We start from the raw sequence: 16,850 nt of genomic DNA, 5'->3' as shown, positions 1-16,850 counted from the left end.
GATTTGACGCAAGCGCGGGAAATGGTGCGTGAAGCGGTGGATATTTACAACGCAGAGCGGCCGCATCACGCGTTGAAATACAGAACCCCCGATGCAGTACATAGGGGGTTCTGAGTAGAGAAACGCTAGTTGAAAATGTGTAAACCTATTTCAGGACTAGACACATCTGTCTTGTGCGCCGTTCGACGTCACGCTCACCATTTCTAAGCTTTAAGGCAAACCGCAGAGACAGAAAAGGCGCCCGAGGCGCCTTTTCAGATCAACAGCGTAGCGGGAGCTTATTCCTGCTCCAGCTCACCACAGAAACGGTAGCCTTCACCGTGGATGGTGGCGATGATCTCCGGAGTATCGTTGACGCTTTCGAAGTGTTTGCGAATGCGACGGATGGTCACATCGACGGTACGGTCGTGGGGCTTGAGCTCACGGCCGGTCATCTTCTTCAGCAGCTCGGCACGGGTCTGGATCTGGCCCGGGTTTTCGCAGAAGTGCAGCATGGCGCGGAACTCGGAGCGCGGCAGCTTGAACATGTCGCCAGTCGGGCTGACCAGTGCGCGGCTGTTGATATCCAGCGCCCAGCCGTTGAACAGGTAGCGCTCAACCAGTTTCTTCTCTTCGCCACCGGCAGCCACGTTCATGGTGCGGCTCAGCAGGTTGCGGGCACGGATAGTCAGCTCGCGCGGGTTGAACGGCTTGGTGATGTAATCATCGGCGCCGATCTCCAGACCCAGGATCTTGTCCACTTCGTTGTCACGACCGGTCAGGAACATCAGAGCGATGTTGTCGTTCTCACGCAGTTCACGGGCCAGCAGCAGGCCGTTCTTGCCCGGCAGGTTGATGTCCATGATCACCAGATTGATGGTGTGGGAAGTGAGGGCTTGATGCATTTCGTCGCCGTTGTTGGCTTCGAGCACGATGTAGCCTTCGGCTTCAAAAATGCTTTTCAGGGTATTGCGTGTGACCAGCTCGTCTTCGACGATCAGAATGTGTGGTGTTTGCATGAGTATTCCCAGATTCTTATCAGTTAATTATCTTAAATTTAACACTCTTTGGCGTTTCAAACCGATTTCCTGACTGATCCTGAAAATTTATTACGTCATCCTGGGTATGAGAGTCAGGTCGGAATATCGCGAATTAGGCATCAGTACCGGCAAGTATCCCTGTGCCACTTATAGGTTCCCGACAAGTCTGGTCGAGCAGAGCCTGGAAAGGTCGTCCATTACGAAAGTGGCCGCATTTTATCAGTTAACAGGAGCATAACAACACTCTTTGCCGTCAGATAGCAACTTTTTAACTCTGATTTGATATAGGTCAAACCCTGGTACAGCAGCATCATACTTGGCCTGAACCGGGTTTTCGCCCCTACAAAATGTAATGGAATGTAACATGTGATTGACATGAATTTGTGGGAAAACTACAAGAAAATCTGCTTTATCGCGCCATTTGAGCCACCAGACTGGTCTGCCTTTGCCATCATCACAGCCTGGAATCCGGCCAGCCAGTGGGTCACACAACGACGCAATATGCGGCGGGAACGGGCGATGTGGCGCCATCTGACAGTGGATTTGCAGGTGCCCGTGGTGGGGCCATTTTGGGGATCTGACCCGGACGAACGCTGGCAGGAGTCATCGCTGGCGGTGGCGCTATCCCTGCTACAAGCCCGTCAGCTGGCTGCGCGTTTTGGCCAGAATGCTCTCTACTGGGTGGAGGATGGCCAGCTCTGGCTGACACCAGTATTGATGGATAAATCAGCAGTTTATCTGGGCAATATTGAATCCTTCTGGATTGCCAGAAACCTTGCCTGATGAAAGAATGAATACCTTCATGTATCTGAAAGGAATCAAATCATGCTGGATCTCCTGCCCGACCTCTGCGATCAACATGGCGACTTGCTGCAAGTGGCCGACCCGGTGTTTCAGGATTTTGGCGGCAAGACCATCTTCTATGGTCGCGCCGTAACGCTCTCCTGTTATGAAGACAACAGTCTGGTGCGGGATCTGGTGACCCGCCCCGGTCACGGCAAGGTGATGGTGATCGACGGCGGCGGCTCGCTGCGCCGTGCGCTGCTGGGCGATCAACTGGCGGTCAAGGCGGTGGAGCAGGGGTGGGAGGGGATCCTGATCCACGGCGCGGCGCGGGATGTGGGCACCCTGGCGACATTGGCACTCGGGGTCAAGGCGCTGGCGGCCTGTCCGGTCAAGACCGAGAAGCGGGGATTGGGAGAGCTTGGGGCTGTGGTCAGCTTTGCCGGGGTGACCATCCACGAAGGGGATTATGTCTATGCGGATCGCAACGGCGTGGTGGTGAGTGCCACGCCGCTGATCTGATTCAGAAGTTGAAACCGACCCCCAGGCTCAGCGCCTGATCGGCTGTGATGGCGCTGACCCCGTAGTTGGCGGTGAGGGAGAGTCTCGGTGTCAGCAGTAGGTTGGAGTTGAGCTCCAGCAGGGTGCTGGCCTTGTTGAGATCGAGATGCTTGATCTGGCTGCCGATATTGAATGCCGGAGAGAGCTGGTAGCGTACACCGGAGCTCATATTGAAACCTGATTGGCGGTTCTGATCCGCCACCGCTGGGCCCGCTTCCATAAAGAGGGTCACATCATCCACCACCGGATATTGATAGCCGCTATTGACCAGCCAGAGATCAAAACTGTCGCTGTGATGGCTATGGCCATTGAGCAGCACACCCGAGTAACTTTTGACATAGAGAGACGGGTTGGATTGCGGCTGAACCACTGCCCAGTCGGCGGCCTGTGCGGCCATGCTGGCGCAGGTTGCAAGCAGTGTGATGATGAGCGATTTGACCATTCGTTTCCCCTCCCTGGGTCCGGAACTGAGCCTAAGCATGGCACATGCCAGCTGGTAGTAAAGTGAAGCGAGATCACAATAAAATCCTTTGGCATGGGCGTCAGCCATGATAAACAGGCTGCCGTATTGATGGCTCTAATCATTAAGAGGTGAATCCATGAACAAGAAACTGACTCTGCTGGCCGCGCTGGCACTGGGAGGCTGCGCAATGGCAACGGGTTCCAGCATGGCTCAACTGCAAGCATCCAGCTGGCAGCTGCAAGGCGCCACCGGCGATACCTTCACCCTGCAAGTGGTCGACGGCAAGGTGGCGGGCAAGGGCGGCTGCAACCGCTATTTTGGCGGTATCACCAAGCAGGGTGACGGTGTCTTGACGCTGGGCGCCATGGGCTCTACTCGCATGATGTGCATCGGCGACGCCATGAACAAAGAGACCGAGTTCCTGCAAAAGCTGGAGAAGGTGGCAACCTACTCCATCAACGGCAACCAGCTGACTCTGAGCGATGCCAACAAGGCGGCCCTGCTCACCTTTAACGCCGTGCCTGCTGCCAAATAAGGCACGCGTTCGTCTGATTGCCCCGACAGCGCTGACTGTGCTGGCGGGTCAAACGCTCTGATACGCCCTCCCTCTGGAGGGCGTCTGTTTATCTGCGATGAACCCTGCGTGGTCGTCCGCTACTGTTGTTCACTCGTCGATTCTCCAGTCAGCCCGGTTTGATACCAGAATCTCGTATCTTCGCTTTGGTACGTATCTTGATCATTTCAATGATTCTTGTATAGTTGAAATGAAAAGTCGCACCAAGGGGAGTGAAGATGAACAAAGAGATGGCCACCAAGGTCTTTGAATCGCTGGCATCCGGCATCCGGCTCGATGTATGGCGGCTGCTGGTGAAGGCCGGGCTGGAGGGGCGGGTCGCCGGTGAACTGGCCAGCGAGCTCGATATTGCCCCCAATACCCTCTCGTTTCACCTCAAGGCGATGCTCAACACCGGTCTGCTGTCGGTGGAGCAGGAGGGGCGCTTTCTGCGCTACCGCGCCAATATTCCCCTGATGCTGGATGTGATCGCCTACCTCACCGAGGAGTGCTGCGCCGGTCATCCCGAGGCGTGCGGCGTGATGCGTGCCGAGTCAGCCTGCTCCCCCCATGTTCTGCCTGCGCAGCCCTGCTGCAACAAGGAGTAATGCCATGTCCTCCATTCAGATTTTTGATCCCGCCCTCTGCTGCTCCAGCGGTGTCTGCGGTACCGAGGTTGATCAGGCTCTGGTCACCTTCGCAGCCGACCTTGCCTGGGCCAAAGAGCAGGGAGTGGCCATCGAGCGTTTCAATCTGGCCCTGCAGCCGATGCAATTTGCCGAGACACCTGCCGTCAGCGCTTTTCTGACCCACGCCGGGGAGGAGGGGTTGCCACTGGTGCTGGTAGAGGGGCAGGTGGTGTTGACCGGCCGTTATCCGAGCCGCAGCGAGCTGGCCCGTTATGCCGGGCTGCCTGCGCCGCAAGCGGCCATCAAGGGGATCGTCAAGGGCGGCTGCTGCTCTGGCAGCGGTTGCTGCTGAGTCGTGACGCACCATTCGGGAGAGGCTATGTACCATTTTCTGACCAATCCACCGCCGTTTCTCTTTTTCACCGGCAAGGGCGGGGTGGGCAAGACCTCGCTGGCCTGCGCCAGTGCGGTGGCTCTCTGTGATATTGGCAAGCGGGTGTTGCTGGTGAGCACAGATCCTGCCTCCAACGTGGGGCAGGTGTTTGCCACCGAGATCGGCAATCGCGTCACCACCATCGCCGCTGTGCCCGGTTTGTCGGCGCTGGAGATAGATCCCCCCGCGGCGGCCAAAGCCTATCGGGAGCGGATCGTCGGGCCGGTGCGCGGCAAGTTGCCCGAGAGCGTGGTGCGCAGCATCGAGGAGCAGCTCTCCGGCGCCTGCACCACCGAGATCGCCGCCTTTGACGAATTCACCGCCCTGCTGACCGGCCAAACGCTGCTGGCCGAGTATGACCACATCGTCTTTGATACGGCGCCAACCGGCCACACCATCCGGCTGCTGCAATTGCCGGGAGCCTGGAGCGAATTTCTGGAGCAGGGCAAGGGGGATGCCTCCTGCCTTGGCCCGCTGGCGGGGCTGGAGAAGCAGCGCAGCCAGTATGCCGACGCGGTCGCCGCACTGGCTGATGCTGCCCGCACCCGCTTGGTGCTGGTGGCACGCGCCCAGCAATCCACTCTGCGGGAAGTGGCTCGCACCCACGAAGAGCTGGCCGCCATTGGCTTGTTGAATCAGCAGTTGGTGATCAATGGCCTCTTCCCCGAAGGCGCCATTGCCGGAGATCCGCTGGCAATGGCGCTCTGGCAGCGCGAGCAACAGGCTCTCGCCCAGATGCCGCAAGGGATAAAGGGGCTGGCGCAGGATCATATCCCGCTGCTGGCCACCAATCTGGTGGGGCTCGATAGTTTGCGGCTGTTGCTGCAATCAGAGGGAGCAGCCGCCCAATCCCCGACAGTACAGTCCACTGTCAAGCAAGCCCAGCCCGAGTTGAGTTCGCTGGTGGACGAGCTGGCCGCCGATGGTCACGGCCTTATCATGCTGATGGGCAAGGGCGGGGTGGGCAAAACCACGCTGGCGGCCGCCGTGGCGGTGGAGCTGGCGAGTCGCGGTTTGCCGGTGCACCTCACCACCTCGGATCCCGCCGCACACCTGAGCGAGACGCTGGCAGGTAGCTTGCCCCATCTTGAGGTGAGTCGCATCGACCCCCACGCCGAGACCGAGCGTTACCGCGCCCAGGTGCTGGCCACCAAGGGGGCTGCGCTGGACGAGCAGGGGCGGGCACTGCTGGAAGAGGACTTGCGCTCCCCCTGTACCGAGGAGATCGCCGTGTTTCAGGCCTTCTCGCGCATCATTCGCGAGGCGGGCAAGCGCTTCGTGGTGATGGATACCGCCCCCACCGGCCACACCCTGCTGCTGCTCGACGCCACCGGCGCCTATCACAGGGAGATCGCTCGCCAGATGGGAAACAAGGGGCTGCACTTCACCACCCCCATGATGCAGTTGCAGGACCCCAAGCAGACCAAGGTGTTGATTGTGACGCTGCCCGAGCCGACGCCAGTGCAGGAGGCGGCGAATCTGCAGGCCGATCTGCGCCGCGCCGGTATCGAGCCGTGGGGCTGGCTCATCAACCACAGCTTGCAGCAAGCTGCGGTCAGCTCGCCGCTGCTACAACTGCGGGCTGAACGCCAGCAGCCCCATATCGAGGCGGTCGAGCAGCAACATGCCAGACGCTACGCCGTGGTGCCGCTGCTCGCCGAGGAGCCGGTGGGGCCCGATGCCCTGCGCCGCCTCTGCCAGCACCATTGAGTCGCCGCCCCGGCCTGCTGCCGGGGCGGCTTGAATATGCCGTTACTTGTTATAAACCCGTGTGTTGAACCAATAGAAGATGCGAAATTGCGCCGCATCGGGAGCTGTGATGTCTGCAACATGTGATGCCAAGGCCGTGCCTGCCATCGGCTTTTTTGAACGTTATCTGACCGCCTGGGTCGCTCTCTGCATTCTGGTGGGGATTGGGCTTGGGCAGGGTTTGCCGGATCTCTTCAAGGCGATCGGTGCCATGGAGGTGGCCAAGGTCAACCTGCCGGTGGGGCTGCTGATCTGGGTGATGATCATCCCCATGCTGCTCAAGATCGACTTCGGCGCCCTGCATCAGGTGAAGGGCCATATGAAGGGCATTGGGGTCACCCTCTTTATCAACTGGCTGGTCAAGCCCTTCTCCATGGCCTTCCTCGGCTGGCTCTTTATCCGCGTGCTGTTTGCCGACTGGCTGCCGGCAGATCAACTCGACAGTTACGTAGCGGGCCTGATCCTGCTGGCGGCGGCCCCCTGCACCGCCATGGTGTTTGTCTGGAGTCGCCTCACCAACGGCGATCCCTACTTTACCCTGTCGCAGGTGGCGGTGAATGACCTCATCATGGTGTTTGCCTTCGCCCCGCTGGTGGCGCTGCTGCTCGGGGTCTCCAGCATAGTTGTGCCGTGGGATACCCTGCTCACTTCTGTGGTGCTCTATATCGTCATCCCGGTCATCATCGCCCAACTGCTGCGCAAGGCCTTGCTGAAAAAGGGAGAGGCCCATTTTGACGGCGTCATGACCCGCATCCAGCCCTGGTCGGTGGCAGCCCTGCTGCTCACTCTGGTGCTGCTGTTCGCCTTTCAGGGCAACGCCATCATTGAGCAGCCGCTGGTTATCGCCCTGTTGGCGGTGCCCATCCTGATCCAGGTGCTGTTCAACTCGGGATTGGCTTACTGGCTCAACCGCAAGGTGGGGGAGAAGCACTCGGTCGCCTGTCCTTCCGCCCTGATCGGAGCCTCCAACTTCTTCGAGCTGGCGGTGGCCGCCGCCATCAGCCTGTTCGGCTTTCACTCCGGCGCGGCGCTCGCCACCGTGGTCGGGGTGCTGATCGAGGTGCCGGTCATGCTGCTGGTGGTGCGGGTGGTTAACGCCAGCAAACCCTGGTACGAAGCGGGGTTGGGCCGTTAACTGATGGCCGCTAACAGATGGCCGCGAACTGATGCTATCCATTTTCTATTCACTTGATTAATGAGAGACACGCAAATGAGTGCAATCACCATCTATCACAACCCGGAATGTGGTACCTCCCGTAACACCCTGGAGCTGATCCGCAACAGCGGCGTCGAGCCCACAGTCATCCACTATCTGGAGACGCCCCCCTCCCGCGACCAGCTGGTGGCGCTGATCGCCGCCATGGGCATGCCGGTGCGCGATCTGCTGCGCAAGAACGTGCCCCCCTACGAGGCGCTCGGACTGGCGGAAGATCGTTTCAGCGATGATGAACTGATCGATGCCATGCTGGCTCACCCCATCCTCATCAACCGCCCCATCGTCGTTACGCCGCTTGGCACCAAACTGTGCCGTCCGTCGGAAGTGGTGCTCGATATATTGCCCGATCAGCAAAAAGGGGCCTTCGCCAAGGAGGATGGCGAGCAGGTGGTGGATGCGAGCGGCAAGCGCCTCAAGTAATCATCTGAGTACTCAAGTACGGATTGAAACAGGGCCAGCGTCACGCTGGCCCTGTTTCGTTGTGTGAACAAGTTGAAAAAGTTATTCCGGCCAATCGTTTTACCGCTTTTTCTGCGACGATGATCACTGTACCATCGCCGCCCGACCTGCCACCCGGCCGCATCTCCCCCTGCGACGGCGCTGGCGTCACCCGATACATGCTGTCACCCGGAACGTGAATGACCCCAGGATGGGACCCGCCACTAACCTGTAGGTTTGTGGTCTGCGTGTCGCGTGGGTCGGCACCTCTCCCGCCGGATCTCCCGCGACGCCTGTCTGCAGACTTGCCATATGAAACTCCTCTCTTCATAGGTGCAAGATGACACTGTTATTGAGTCTGGTCGGTATGCTGGCCCTGATGTTTATCGCCTGGCTGGCGAGTGAAAACCGCCGAGCCATCCGCTGGCGAACCGTGCTAGGTGCGCTCGCCCTGCAAACCGGTTTTGCCGCTCTGGTGCTCTATTTCCCCCCCGGACAAATCATGCTCGGTGCCATGAGCAATGGCGTTTCAGCCCTGCTCGGCTTTGCCGACAGCGGCATCCGTTTCGTGTTTGGCGATCTGGCCAGCAACGGCTTCATCTTCGCCGTGCGGGTGCTGCCGCTGGTGATCTTTATCAGCGCGCTGATCGCCGTGCTCTACCACTTCGGCATCATGCAGTGGGTGATCCGGGTATTGGGCGGTGCCATTCATCGCCTGCTCGGCACCAGCCGCGCCGAATCCCTGGTGGCCACCGGCAATATCTTCCTCTCGCAAGGGGAGTCGCCGCTGCTTATTCGTCCCTTCCTCGCCGGTATGACCCGCTCTGAACTCTTTGCGGTGATGACCTGTGGCATGGCCTCGGTGGCGGGCTCGGTGCTGGGCGGTTACGCCGGTCTGGGGGTGGATCTTAAATACCTGATCGCCGCTTCCTTTATGGCGGCGCCCGGTGGCCTGCTGATGGCCAAACTGCTGGTGCCGGAGCAGCAGCAGGTGAGCGATCAGACCGAGATCACCCTCGACAAGAGCGACTACAGCAACGCCATCGACGCGCTGGCGGGCGGCGCCATGGGCGGCATGAAGATCGCCGTGGCCATAGGTACTATCCTGCTCGCCTTTGTCAGCGTCATCACCATGATCAATGCTGGTCTCACCACCGTCGGCGAGTGGTTCGGCTGGGCGGATCTCTCCCTGCAACAGCTGCTGGGTTATCTGTTTGCCCCGGTGGCCTGGCTGATTGGCGTGCCCGCCAGCGAGATGATGGCGGCAGGCTCCCTGATTGGTCAGAAGGTGATCATGAACGAGTTCGTCGCCTATCTGGATTTTGCCAATATCAAGGCTGACCTGAGTGCCCATACCCAGATCATCATCACCTTCGCCCTGTGCGGTTTTGCCAATCTGGGCTCTATTGCGGTGCAGCTTGGCTCCATCGGCACCATGGCGCCGGAGCGCCGTCACGATGTGGCCAATATGGGCTTCAAGGCGGTGCTGGCGGCGACCCTCGCCAACCTGATGAGCGCCACTCTGGCCGGGATCTTTGTCTCCCTCTGATGAGATAAAGCGAGGCTGCGCCAGTAAAAAAAGCGCCCGCCCCATCTGGGGCGGGCGCTTTGCTTTATGGGTCGGGTGCTAGCGAGCGTTCGCTTCCCCCAGCCGTGGGTTGAGGGAGAGGATCCGGGTCTTGCTGACCCGGTGGCGATAGATCTCCCGCAGATAGAGCAGCGCCTTTTTCACCGATTCGCGACTGAGGCGAATATCGTTGATGGAGACGAACTTCTCCTTCTCGCGGATAAGCTCCCGATATTTCTTCTCATACATGGGCTTGATGGCGTACCAGTTGGTATCGAGGATCTTGGCCGGGTTCTCGAACTCGTTGAGCATGCTGTCGAGCAGCGCATCGTTCCACTCCTCATTGCAGATCATCTCGATCACCGCCTTGTCCAGATGCTCATCGAAGCGATAGTGATCCTTGGCAAAGCAGCGCTTGATAAAGGCCACGATCAGGGTCAGGAAGTCATCGCTCAGGCAGGGGCTCTTGACGATCAGGGTGGTGAGGGAGATGTTGGCCGACGCTCCGATGACCAGCGCATAGCGCTTGAGGGTGGTATTGGGGAAGAGCCCGTTGAGGTGAGACTTGAGCCGGTTGAGATCCATATAGGAGAGCTTGTACTCCTTGGGCAGGGAGATGATCGACACCACAGAGGAGCAGTTCTTGAAGAAGTGCAGCTCGTTGAGGTGGGCCGGGTCATGGCCGCTTTTCACATAGTCGTCCAGATACTCCCGATAGTTGCCCGCCTCGATGGGCAGCAGACTGATCCCCTCGATGGCCTGGGTCATCTTGTTGAAGTGGGGCAGCTCGATGGAACGGGTGAAGAGATCGTCCACATTGAGCCCGTCCTCCTTGTCAAACAGGCCGCCGGGGGGCGAGATGGACTCGGCATATGCCACCGCCACCGGCCCCGCCAGACTCATAAAGAGGTCGTTGGCATCGAGCCGAATGGTCTCGCTGATGTCGATGCCCGCCCGGCGAAAGTAGTTCTCGTCGTAGTCGGTGGTGACGGCCTGGGCGGTAAGAATGTTGAAGATCTGCTGGGAGATGTACTGGTTGGCGTACTTCTCCATGGTGTTGACATCAACATGCTGGATCTCGCCATCGTCGCTCTCTTCGGCGTAGCGCATGATGTCGTTGGAGATCAGCATCATGGCATTCCAGGGTCTGATCCGCTTGAGCATGCTGGCATCGCACGCCTGCTCGTTGTCGAAGTGATAGGAGAAGTCCCACTCCTCGGCCAGGTACTTGCACAGCAGGCGCCCCGCGTTGATGTGCAGTGCTTCCGAGATCTCGATACCCCGATCACAGATATTGGGCAGGATGCAGATGCCGCTGGTGAAGATGGGATCGAACATGAAGTGCTCCCCGAGAGAGAGGTGCTCCTCCTCTTCTGACGGGGGCGAAAAGGTCTTGCTCATGTAGGAGTACTGCTGGGCCAGCCCGAACTCGGAGGCCATGCCGGAGCCGGTGCCGCCCCCGGCACTGAAAATGTAGAAATAGAGGCGTGACTGGTTGGCCTTGATGCCGCAGGAGTCCACCAGATAGGTATGAATGGCTTGCCACTCGGAGTTGGCGAAGTAGTGGGGGCTTTTGTTGAGGATGATCTTGGCCAGATACTGGCCAAGGATGGGGGCGTTACCCGCGCCTCCCGCGTGGATCTCCGACAAGTCCATCACCCGCATCTTGGCGTAGTCACGCAAGGAGCCACCTTCGCCGCTGCGATTGGAGTGGCGGATGCGGCCATCGATGTCCTTGTCCAGATCCCCCAGCATCACCATGGGCTCGATCAGAAAGACCGGCCGGGCCCCGTTGTTTGGCAGTCGCAGGTTGCGCCGGATCCAGCTCACCGGACCAAACTCCTTCTCCCGCTTTCGTTGCTCTTCACTGTTGAATTCATTGAGATAAAAGCTACGGGCGTTGTAGACCAGCGAGGCCACATCCTGCGCGATGTTGGAGCCGCAGCGTCCCAGCCCCACCAGACAGACGGACGGAAAGTTGTGGGGTACGGCGGCGCCCGTTTCGCTCTCTCCGATGGCGGCCGGAAACACCGCGTGGCGCAGCTGTTCCAGATTGGCAAGAATGCGGGCCAGATCCCCTTCGGTGTAGTAGAGGTAACGGTTGCCTGCGTCCTGCTCATCATCCGTGCTGATAGGTAGCAGATCGATATGCTCGGTCATGAAAAAAGATCCCTCTTGGCGGCGAATGTATATAAATCAGCAGCTTTTGGACTGCCCGCTAACTCTAGATGATAAAAAGCGGGGGCGCGGTGAGAGGAGGGCGAGAGTTGTGACTGTGTGATCATGGGCACAGCAACATCCCGGAAATCAGCTGGTCCCCCCCCACTGGACGGACGGGGCAACGGCGCCCCATTCCCCTGAAAATGGGGACGACTGCACTCAATCATGTGTTGGCCGCGTGCCGGATTATCCCGCTCTGAACGGCCTGTTTCCCTTGCGCTGGCGTGGTGGAATAAACACGAAAAAGAATTTTTAGATTGGTTTTGGTACTTCCAATCGATTATTTGATTGGGCAGTAACGGCATTAGCGGTGTCAGATTAGGGGAGCAGGTTGGCCAACGCGCCGTCAGCCAGTCTTTACGCGGTCACACAAGGAGACACTCTGATGGAAACACTTGACCAGAAAATCGACACCATGCGAGAAGCATTTATGCAGCAGGAGCGCAAACAGGCCCACGACAAGTGGCAAGCCAGGGTCGAGGAGCTGCTACAGATACGGGGTGAGGAGAGACAACCGGAGGAGCAGGAGGAGTAGTGCTCGCTCCCGGGCGAAAGTTGAGGTAGCGAACGCTTCGTATCGGCTACCCGTTATCTACCACCGATAAAAAACCACCGACCTTTTGCAGGTCGGTGGCTTTTTTATGGATAGTAGCTGATTGGATGGCCTGACTTCCGGGCCGAGCAATGGGGTCACATCCAGGGGCGTAGGGGCGCGACTACTTCGAATGGGTGACGGGCTCTTCGGAGAGCAACTCGTTAACGAGTCCTGCAGCCAGATGAATATTCGACTCCATCTTGTCGCCATTCACCGCATTCTCTTTCCACGATTCGGGGGCTTCGGGGTGTGGCCCGGAAACGGCCACCTTGCCTTTGCCGTATGAGCTGATCAGCGCGGCAATATGATGGTTTTGAAAATGGGCGATGACCTTGACCTGCTCTGGGCTTGGTACCGGCGTAAATTGCGGGCCGCCCTGGTAATACATCTGGCGCTCTTCACCAAGCCAGCTGATCGGGAAGATCCTGGCGCTAAAGTCGCCGTCATAATCATCGGATGTCGCAGGGACAAGGCCCAGCGCCGGCACAAAGCCCTCTTCTTCAGACCAGCCGGTGGATGCCACAAAGGCACCCCCACAGATCCCGAGGTAGCGGCCGCCGTTCTGCAAATAGGTTTTTAACGCCGAACGAGCGTCCGCGGTGAAGGCGTTGAGGAGTGGCTCAACATCATCCTCAGTGCCACCAACGATAAACACCCTGGCATTATCGAGCTCTGCAGGCAGCGCCTCGATATTGGAGAGATACCTGACTGGCAAACCCACCTGCCTGACCACATCCGCAATCGCCTTGGTGCTATCCCCATCAGAAACCGGCCCGTTATAGATCAGCGCGTAAGGCTCTTGCTGCGGCTGTGCAGAGGCTGCCTCTGCCATGCATCCTGTCATTAACCAAAGGCTGATAACGCTCGCAATCAGCCTGATGCTTTTTGATACATTCATCGCTGCCACTATCCCTGTGATGTGAATCGAAGAGACTACTTATCACGATCCCGTTCTGCATGTCAGCCGCTGTTAAATGAACATTTCAAGTTAACGCGCCAACGCTGATTGGGCCTGCGTTCGACACACAACGAACGAGCCAATACATAAGGGACAAACGACAGAAGCTCGGCCTCGGCTTAGGGGGGCGTGCAACAGCCGTTTTCATCACTTCCGGAGTGACGCCTTTTATGGCTGATGGATAAGGATTCGAGGGGGATATCCAACAACAAAAGAAAGTGCACTTCACCTTCACTTCACCGAGCGGGGGTAGGGTAGCCTCACGTTTTCAGTTGGAGCTTTACTCTATGCCCACCATAGTCACCCACGCCGCCGTACCCCTCTGCCTTGGGCTCGGGCTTGGCAGCCGGATTATCCCGCCCCGCCTGCTGCTGGCAGGGGTTGCCATCGCCATGCTGCCCGATGCCGATGTGCTGGCCTTTAAACTAGGGGTCGCCTACGGCCATGTCTTTGGCCACCGCGGCTTTACCCACTCACTGCTGTTTGCCTTTGCCTTGCCCACACTGGCCATGCTGTTTCACCGCCAATTTCGGGCCAGCGCCGCCACCGTCTGGTCGTTTCTGCTGGTCTCGCTACTCTCCCATAGCCTGCTCGATTCCCTCACTACCGGCGGCAAGGGGGTTGGCTGGCTCTGGCCGTGGCGTGACGAGCGTTTCTTTGCCCCCTGGCAGGTGATCCGGGTCGCCCCCTTCAAGCTGGAGGCCTATCTCACCGCCCGAGGTGAAGCGGTGATCCTCTCCGAGCTCTACTGGGTTTGGCTGCCGGGGGTTGTGTTGATGCTGGTGTTGATGGGATGGCGGGTGTGGGGCAGGGGTCCTAGGGGATGCTAAGACTGGCGGCCAAGTGATGAAGATAGTCATAACTGTGCCACTGGAGGGCACAGAGGGCGAGCAGGGCTGATGCCCCCAAGGCACCCTGATCCCGGTGTCGGAGCAATATCCACACGGCATGCAGTATGCAGAGACCCAGACTCACCAGATAAATGAGGGTTAACGCCACTTCAATCAAATCCGATATACCGTAGGGGTCATTCGGATTGTGATAAAGCTGGTCATAGCCAAAGGCGCGAAATCCGAGTCTTAACAGAAACAGAGAAAAGCAGAGTGTGGCCAGTTGTTTTTCGGCTGATTTCTGTCATGCAACTTTTCAAATTTTCCAACGTTAACTTTTTGGACTGAGATGCGGTAGAGCTGGGACACCCATCATTTTGAATGTTGGCTATGCTACGCCTTGCTAAGAAAGGTGGTTGTGCCAGATTTGGGCATTGAAGACATCAAAGACAGATTCTTTGTTATCTGAAAAGTCTGAGGAGTACATTCATTTCCTCACTGATGCATGACGCCAGAATAACCCGCAAAGTCCGGAACGCGAAGCGCGGAGGACTTTGTCGGGTTCATTCACTCGTTAGAACCAATTTCAATTGTAGGTACCAACTGCGTCCTCTGTCGGTCAATCACCACCTTGCGAACCTTTCCGATAGCATTTTTCAGATCTCGGACAATCACTTTTGCGTGCTGAGCTGTTACCTCGCTACGCGTATGGGCTATTTTGTTGCGCACAGTTACATGTTGCCTGATAGTGCTGAATTCTGCAGATGAAATAGCTTTCAATTTGACTGCATACTCCAAGAGTCCCCCGATACCCGCTCGTACCGAAAACATCTCGAGACCGGATGACTCAAACAAGTTACGGAGCTCATGCTCAAGAAGAGAAAAAGCTGATATAACAGCTGCTCGATATTCCTTCTTAGAGATTAGGCGACTTGGTTCATCTTCTAGTGCTGGCGAAATAAGCGAGAACTCCTTCGCCATAGCTTCCTCAATACTTTTGATAAATGATGGGGAATCATCATCCAAAGAACGAGGTCGGCGAATAACTACGTGACCAGAAAGGTCAAATGGTACAGTTACGTGATCCTCAGCAATTAGGATAAGAGGTTTTCCAAGCCCTTCCTTTGACAAAGCCATACCGACTTCGAAAGTAGTGTTTGGCGAACTTAAATCCGCTACAACAATGGCCGACCTCTCTATGAGAGCGTATACCTTTGCCATAAGGTTATCACCTGGAGCAACAACGTCTGCCGCCATGATAGGGCTGAAGCCGTATTTCTCTGCGATCGGGTATATGCGAGCCTTATATATAGCTGCGTAACGGGTTGGCACCGAAAAAAATGCTAGCCGACTTTGCGCGTCTGCAGGTAAAGAGAGCTCTGCTTGTGGTTCGGGCTCTGTAGCAGTACTCAGTGAAATGACCTTTGTAGACCAGTATTCGAGCAACTCTTTAAATACGCACTCGAGAACTTGAGCGTAGGACAGTGAAGGAGTCCTCGGTAAGTTTATGACCTTTACCCCCCTGCGCTCGTACCGCGCGACGGTATGAGATGCTGCACCTACCTGCAACACGTACGCTGGACGTCGTAAAGTTCCTAGCCGCTCTTTGACAACTTGCCATACTTGGCGAAAGTCTGGGTCATCGAGACTATATCCGATAAAAAGCGGAGTATGGTCAATAAGTAAGCTGGAAAGATGCGTTGCAAGTAACGGGTAGCTTGACAAGAACGCATCGTAGTCCTCTTCGGTAACCACGAGCCGATTAGGGTGGTGGAGGTCACCATGTAGCTTTAGAAGACGCACACCAGCTTGATAACTACCAACAGCGAGTTGCTCTTCAGAGATCAGGGGGATGCAGTATTTGCTGATGCGCGAATAGCCTTGCTCTAGCAAAAAATCAAAGTTCGTTGTTACCACTTTCTCGAATGGTAACCGACAAAACTCTTCATGTGCTTTCGCTGGTTGAATAGTTGTGATTAGTAACGCGGACGACAACAGCTCAACAAGCTTCACGCGTGAGAATTCGTGTGAATACGCTGAGATAGCTTCAAGCGCGGTCGTATACTGATACTCAGGCAGTGAGGCCGCAACTTTTTTGCCAAGCCCATCCCAATCTAGCATTTCCTTCCCGACTGGGATGCGCGCATTTAGAGAAAATCCAGCTCCAATAAAAGGCAAGCAACGGCCTTGAACTATGTCATCCAGAAAAGGCTCAGGAAAATGCTTCAAGTAGTCCGCCAAAATATGCTCCAGAATAAAAACAAATGTACCTAGGCCGTTCTAACAGTGTTTAGGTAGAAGGCTGCACTAATCCGATAGCAGAGCCTTCCATATAACTCCGCTCTGCTCTGATAGTTGCCATGAAAAAAATCAAATTAAATAAAAATATTATCATTCCACCTTTGATACTCGAATGAGTGTGTTTACCCCCCTTGTTTAATGCTTCCATGGCCCCTTTAAAAATGAACAGTTCAGGATCCGGCTATGGAAAATCCCAGCAAGGCTACCGCTCTTGAGTTACAGCCCCCAGTTCGCTGCTTTCACCCGAGAGATACCAAACATCGTTTTAATGACGCTCTCCCTGGAGACGGAGTGTCGAATGCTATCATAAGGGGCCGGATTGAGACATGGAAAGATGGCTTTGATAGAAATCGGAGCTGGGTCAACCAATTAGTGATTGGCAGCTGTTTTAAGTGGGTTGCTGGGTTAGTAGAGAGTACGGACATTCCCCTCACCCCAGCCCTCTCCCGGAGGGAGAGGGGGCAAGACGCCGAGAGCTGCAAGCGGGTGCAAGCGAGATAAAAAGAAAGGGAGCCGGTCAGGCTCCCTTTGATCT

Annotated in this window: 17 protein-coding genes; 12 read left to right on the top strand and 5 right to left on the bottom strand. The window is 56.9% G+C overall.

Annotated features, from left to right (window positions below; genetic code table 11):
- The coding region (locus AB5Y82_RS01515; protein ID WP_139742679.1) for an integrase core domain-containing protein at positions 1-114 on the top strand (114 nt) is incomplete at its 5' end.
- 164 nt (positions 115-278) lie between these two features.
- On the opposite strand, the gene arcA is transcribed toward AB5Y82_RS01515, so the two are convergent.
- Positions 279-998 (bottom strand): two-component system response regulator ArcA, encoded by a 720-nt coding sequence (gene arcA, locus AB5Y82_RS01510; RefSeq protein WP_005338193.1) that lies wholly within the window; start codon positions 996-998, stop codon positions 279-281.
- 396 nt (positions 999-1,394) lie between these two features.
- On the opposite strand from arcA, the gene AB5Y82_RS01505 reads away from it, so the two are divergent.
- Entirely contained in the window at positions 1,395-1,802 is a 408-nt protein-coding gene (locus tag AB5Y82_RS01505) for a DUF3293 domain-containing protein (RefSeq protein WP_111901565.1), read from the top strand.
- A gap of 42 nt (positions 1,803-1,844) precedes the next feature.
- Complete coding sequence (locus AB5Y82_RS01500) at positions 1,845-2,324, top strand: putative 4-hydroxy-4-methyl-2-oxoglutarate aldolase (RefSeq protein ID WP_005359114.1); 480 nt, start codon at positions 1,845-1,847, stop codon at positions 2,322-2,324.
- Between the two features lies 1 nt (position 2,325).
- Here AB5Y82_RS01500 and AB5Y82_RS01495 read toward each other — a convergent pair whose 3' ends face one another.
- On the bottom strand, positions 2,326-2,805 hold the full coding sequence (locus AB5Y82_RS01495; RefSeq protein WP_111901564.1) for a hypothetical protein: 480 nt from the start codon (positions 2,803-2,805) through the stop codon (positions 2,326-2,328).
- Positions 2,806-2,962: 157 nt separating this feature from the next.
- Here AB5Y82_RS01495 and AB5Y82_RS01490 point away from each other — a divergent pair, with 157 nt between their 5' ends.
- The 7 genes from AB5Y82_RS01490 to AB5Y82_RS01460 all read left to right on the top strand — a co-directional run bounded on the left by AB5Y82_RS01490 (position 2,963) and on the right by AB5Y82_RS01460 (position 9,393).
- A complete protein-coding gene (locus AB5Y82_RS01490; protein WP_005359119.1) occupies positions 2,963-3,361 on the top strand; it encodes an META domain-containing protein in 399 nt (132 codons plus the stop codon).
- A gap of 257 nt (positions 3,362-3,618) precedes the next feature.
- Positions 3,619-3,987 carry a helix-turn-helix transcriptional regulator gene (locus AB5Y82_RS01485; protein ID WP_005338181.1) on the top strand — a complete coding sequence of 123 codons (369 nt, stop codon included), beginning with the start codon at positions 3,619-3,621 and terminating at the stop codon, positions 3,985-3,987.
- 4 nt (positions 3,988-3,991) lie between these two features.
- On the top strand, positions 3,992-4,360 hold the full coding sequence (arsD, locus tag AB5Y82_RS01480) for an arsenite efflux transporter metallochaperone ArsD (protein WP_111901563.1): 369 nt from the start codon (positions 3,992-3,994) through the stop codon (positions 4,358-4,360).
- Between the two features lie 27 nt (positions 4,361-4,387).
- The gene (gene arsA, locus AB5Y82_RS01475) at positions 4,388-6,151 is read left to right on the top strand and encodes an arsenical pump-driving ATPase (protein WP_111901562.1); all 1,764 of its coding nucleotides are present in this window, start codon (positions 4,388-4,390) and stop codon (positions 6,149-6,151) included.
- A 109-nt stretch (positions 6,152-6,260) separates the two neighbouring features.
- On the top strand, positions 6,261-7,325 hold the full coding sequence (gene arsB / locus AB5Y82_RS01470; protein ID WP_111901561.1) for an ACR3 family arsenite efflux transporter: 1,065 nt from the start codon (positions 6,261-6,263) through the stop codon (positions 7,323-7,325).
- 75 nt (positions 7,326-7,400) lie between these two features.
- The gene (arsC, locus tag AB5Y82_RS01465) at positions 7,401-7,826 is read left to right on the top strand and encodes a glutaredoxin-dependent arsenate reductase (protein WP_042054966.1); all 426 of its coding nucleotides are present in this window, start codon (positions 7,401-7,403) and stop codon (positions 7,824-7,826) included.
- A 358-nt stretch (positions 7,827-8,184) separates the two neighbouring features.
- The gene (locus AB5Y82_RS01460; RefSeq protein WP_021230483.1) at positions 8,185-9,393 is read left to right on the top strand and encodes a NupC/NupG family nucleoside CNT transporter; all 1,209 of its coding nucleotides are present in this window, start codon (positions 8,185-8,187) and stop codon (positions 9,391-9,393) included.
- Positions 9,394-9,471: 78 nt separating this feature from the next.
- Here AB5Y82_RS01460 and AB5Y82_RS01455 read toward each other — a convergent pair whose 3' ends face one another.
- Positions 9,472-11,571 carry a hypothetical protein gene (locus tag AB5Y82_RS01455; RefSeq protein ID WP_075115664.1) on the bottom strand — a complete coding sequence of 700 codons (2,100 nt, stop codon included), beginning with the start codon at positions 11,569-11,571 and terminating at the stop codon, positions 9,472-9,474.
- A 445-nt stretch (positions 11,572-12,016) separates the two neighbouring features.
- On the opposite strand from AB5Y82_RS01455, the gene AB5Y82_RS01450 reads away from it, so the two are divergent.
- On the top strand, positions 12,017-12,166 hold the full coding sequence (locus tag AB5Y82_RS01450) for a hypothetical protein (protein WP_005338159.1): 150 nt from the start codon (positions 12,017-12,019) through the stop codon (positions 12,164-12,166).
- Positions 12,167-12,347: 181 nt separating this feature from the next.
- Here AB5Y82_RS01450 and AB5Y82_RS01445 read toward each other — a convergent pair whose 3' ends face one another.
- Positions 12,348-13,124 (bottom strand): BPL-N domain-containing protein, encoded by a 777-nt coding sequence (locus AB5Y82_RS01445; protein WP_368173560.1) that lies wholly within the window; start codon positions 13,122-13,124, stop codon positions 12,348-12,350.
- A gap of 347 nt (positions 13,125-13,471) precedes the next feature.
- Between AB5Y82_RS01445 and AB5Y82_RS01440 the strand changes: the two genes are divergently transcribed.
- Positions 13,472-14,014 carry a metal-dependent hydrolase gene (locus AB5Y82_RS01440; RefSeq protein ID WP_368173559.1) on the top strand — a complete coding sequence of 181 codons (543 nt, stop codon included), beginning with the start codon at positions 13,472-13,474 and terminating at the stop codon, positions 14,012-14,014.
- A 567-nt stretch (positions 14,015-14,581) separates the two neighbouring features.
- Here AB5Y82_RS01440 and AB5Y82_RS01435 read toward each other — a convergent pair.
- Positions 14,582-16,255 (bottom strand): SIR2 family protein, encoded by a 1,674-nt coding sequence (locus AB5Y82_RS01435; protein WP_368173558.1) that lies wholly within the window; start codon positions 16,253-16,255, stop codon positions 14,582-14,584.
- Positions 16,256-16,850: the final 595 nt, after the last annotated feature.

The organism is Aeromonas sp. s13 (genome assembly GCF_040907905.1).
Lineage (GTDB): Bacteria > Pseudomonadota > Gammaproteobacteria > Enterobacterales > Aeromonadaceae > Aeromonas > Aeromonas veronii.
The sequence above is the reverse complement of the archived record's forward strand: the minus strand, read 5'-3'. Positions and strand labels throughout refer to the sequence as shown.